This is a genomic window from bacterium, from assembly GCA_024228115.1.
Lineage (GTDB): Bacteria > Myxococcota_A > UBA9160 > UBA9160 > UBA6930.
In genome coordinates, this window is sequence record JAAETT010000588.1 from 1 (window position 1) to 2,848 (window position 2,848).

General features: G+C 64.5%; 5 protein-coding genes. 4 read left to right on the top strand and 1 reads right to left on the bottom strand.

Annotated elements, in window-relative coordinates; all coding sequences use genetic code 11:
- Positions 1 to 140 precede the first annotated feature (140 nt).
- From GY937_24630 to GY937_24640, 3 genes are read left to right on the top strand one after another with little or no spacing between them, the layout of a single operon-like run.
- On the top strand, positions 141 to 431 hold the full coding sequence (locus GY937_24630) for a DUF2087 domain-containing protein (protein ID MCP5059902.1): 291 nt from the start codon (positions 141 to 143) through the stop codon (positions 429 to 431).
- Positions 432 to 441: 10 nt separating this feature from the next.
- Positions 442 to 1,137, top strand: a complete 696-nt coding sequence (locus GY937_24635; GenBank protein ID MCP5059903.1) for a GNAT family N-acetyltransferase — start codon at positions 442 to 444, stop codon at positions 1,135 to 1,137.
- A gap of 33 nt (positions 1,138 to 1,170) precedes the next feature.
- Positions 1,171 to 1,710: a peroxiredoxin gene (locus tag GY937_24640; GenBank protein MCP5059904.1), complete on the top strand. Its 540-nt coding sequence runs from the start codon at positions 1,171 to 1,173 to the stop codon at positions 1,708 to 1,710.
- On the opposite strand, the gene GY937_24645 is transcribed toward GY937_24640, so the two are convergent.
- The gene (locus tag GY937_24645; protein ID MCP5059905.1) at positions 1,707 to 2,474 is read right to left on the bottom strand and encodes a class I SAM-dependent methyltransferase; all 768 of its coding nucleotides are present in this window, start codon (positions 2,472 to 2,474) and stop codon (positions 1,707 to 1,709) included. The two genes, GY937_24640 and GY937_24645, sit on opposite strands and share 4 nt — an antisense overlap.
- 52 nt (positions 2,475 to 2,526) lie before the next feature.
- Between GY937_24645 and GY937_24650 the strand changes: the two genes are divergently transcribed.
- Positions 2,527 to 2,745 carry a hypothetical protein gene (locus tag GY937_24650; GenBank protein ID MCP5059906.1) on the top strand — a complete coding sequence of 73 codons (219 nt, stop codon included), beginning with the start codon at positions 2,527 to 2,529 and terminating at the stop codon, positions 2,743 to 2,745.
- Positions 2,746 to 2,848: the final 103 nt, after the last annotated feature.

Genomic DNA, 2,848 nt, shown 5'->3' on the forward strand with positions numbered 1-2,848 from the left:
CTCTGCAGAGCTACCTTCGCTTCTACAACCATGAACGCGCTCACCATGGGTATCGAACCCAGGGGCGTACGCCCGCTCAAATCGTCTGGGGTGCTCGCGATGCAAAGGCCTGAACTGTCTAGACCTTTCCGGCATAGGACATGCTAGACAGCGGCCGGACCTACAGCGAGCGCGAGATCAACGTCCTGCTACGCGCCTGGGGCCGCGATGTGGCTCCCGCCATCTCGACCGACCATGTGACCCTGCGGCGCCTGCTCGTGGATTACCGCCTGCTCGAACGCAGCCCCGATGGAGCAGAGTACAGAGTGGGTTTTCCACCGGCCGGAACGGCCTTCGAGCTGGAGGTGGAGGACATCGACCTGCGAGCAACTGTGGCAGCCTACCTGGAGCACGAGCGCCGGGAGGCCGCCAAGGGCCGGCCGCGATGGTGATCGGCATCACATGATCCTCCTTCCCCATGGCTGGTACCGTGGGGGCAGGGAGTCGAGGCACGCCATCTCCGAACTCATCGTCCGACGCTATGAGCCTCACGACCGCCCGGGGGTCCGCCGGGTTACCTATGAAACCGGTTATATGGGTGAGCCGCCGACCTTCTATTGGCGGCATCGTGCGAGCTTTGCGGACATCTGGTCCGGCTACTACACCGACGAAGAGCCCGGATCGATGTGGGTGGTGGAGGAAGCGGGGGAGGTGTTGGGCTACCTGGCGGGCTGCGTCGACACTCAGCGGGCGCCTGGCGACGAGAGGGCGATGGTGAGCGCCATGTTTCGTCATGGGCTGTTGTTTCGACCCGGCACCGCCGGGTTCTTCTGGCGTTCCTTTCGAGATGTCCTTCATTCGGGAATCCCAGTCGGCGAGCTCGACGACTCGCGCTGGCCGTCCCATCTGCATATCGACCTGCTGCCGCCGGCACGTGGTCGCGGCGCCGGCAGGCGTCTGATGGAGGCGTGGTTCAGTCAGCTCCGGGAGCAGGGCTCCCCAGGCTGTCATCTCGGCACGATCGGGGAGAACCATGCAGCTATCCGTTTCTTCGAAACGGTGGGCTTCCGCCGCCACGGCGAGCCGAGCCTGGTGCCGGGCATGCGAACGCCCCAAGGTGGGAGACATCACGCCCAGCTCATGGTCGCCGACCTCTGACGGCGGGCTATGTTGGGCCTGAGGAGGCCGCCGATGCGACGAACCCGTTGGCGATTCAGCATCGCTCTATTGGCAGTTGGCCTGCTCGCCTCGGCGGCTGCCGCGGCAGATCTCGTCGTTGGAACGCCCGCGCCGGCCTTCCGCCTGACCGGCTCCGACGGCAAGACCTACGCCCTCGAAGACTTCGTGGGAACGAAAGGGGTGGTTCTGGCCTGGTTTCCCAAGGCCTTCACCAGGGGTTGAACGGAGGAGCTCAAGGCGCTGCGTGACAGTGCCTCTGATCTCGAGGCCTTCGATGCGGCGGTGTTCATGGTCAGCCTCGACGACCCGGAGAAGAACCAGGAGTTCGCCGAATCCCTGGACGCCGATCTGACATTGCTCTCCGATACCACGGGGGACGTCGCCAAGGCCTACGGTGTCCGCGGCTTTGGTGGCCTGTTTGCCAAGCGCTGGACCTTCTACATCGATCGCGAGGGCATGATTCGCGAGATCGACAAAGACGTGAACGTCGGAAGTGCAGGCCAGGACATCGCCCGCTACCTCGGCGAACTCGGCTTCCCCCGCACCGACTAGTTGGCCGCCTTCTGGCCTTTGTATTCGCAGAAGGCTCCGGGAACCGTTACGCGGACGCGGGCGTGTTCGAAGCCGACACTTGCCATGGCTGCGACGATCTCTTCCTCGGGCACGCATTGCTCCACCGTGTCCCAGTAGTAGTCCATCAAGAGCTTGGCATCGCGATCGCGGGTGAAGAGGAGCGTGAGGCCGGGGATGGCCGTCTTCCAGACGAAGCGGGTGAGCGCGTGACCGATCTTGCTCTTGGCGACGTGACCTTCGAGCAGCCATACCTTGCCGCCCGGCTTGAGCACGCGGAGGTATTCCGAGAAGGTTGCCTTCAGATCCGAGACGTGGCGTAGGGCAATCCCCATCGTCACGAAATCGAAGGTGTTGCTCTTGAACGGCAACGCCTGGGCGACGCCCCGGGTGAGAGGGCCCGAGAAGTTCTTCTGGGCCTCGGCCAGCATGCCCTCGTTGGGGTCCACGCCGAAGACCCTGCCCGTAGGTCCGACGATCTTGACGGCGCCGCGGGAGACGGCGGCCGTGCCGATCGCCACGTCCAGAACCTTCATGCCGGGCCGCAGGCCGTTGATTCGAAGAGAGTGGCGCCGATAGGCCAGGCCGCCATTGCCGAAGATCCGCTCGATCGTGTTGTAGTGGGGTGCCGTCCGCTTGAAGAGATCGTGGACGTAGGCGCTCCGCTCCGGATCCGAATCGTAGTAGGTGGTGAGAGTCTTGTGAGGCGGCAGGGCCTCGCCTTTTCGGGTGTTTTCGTCGGACATAGGCAGGTAGTGTAGGCGCTGCGCAACGCCCCGCAGCCTGTATCCTTGGGTCTTGCTCCAGGGGGGGATCGTGGAGCCGCGCCCGGATTTCCTGACCAGTCGCCTGCTCGATCGCTTGCTGCCTGCTCGGGTCCTCGAAACAGGTGGACCAGAGGGGCGCTCCCGCGCCCGGCTCCTCGCGGGCGTTTCGATCCTGTTCGTCGTGGTCGGGGCGATCGGCGCCTGGGTTGCGGAGCAGGGGGATGTCCCGTCCGCTGTTGATCTTCTCTGAGCGGCGGCTCCGGTTTGAATCCTAGGCGACGCGCTTTGCAGTCGCCTCTTCGCTGGTTTCGGACACGGTGAGAGCTCGGACGAGCTTCTCGATGTCGCGCCAC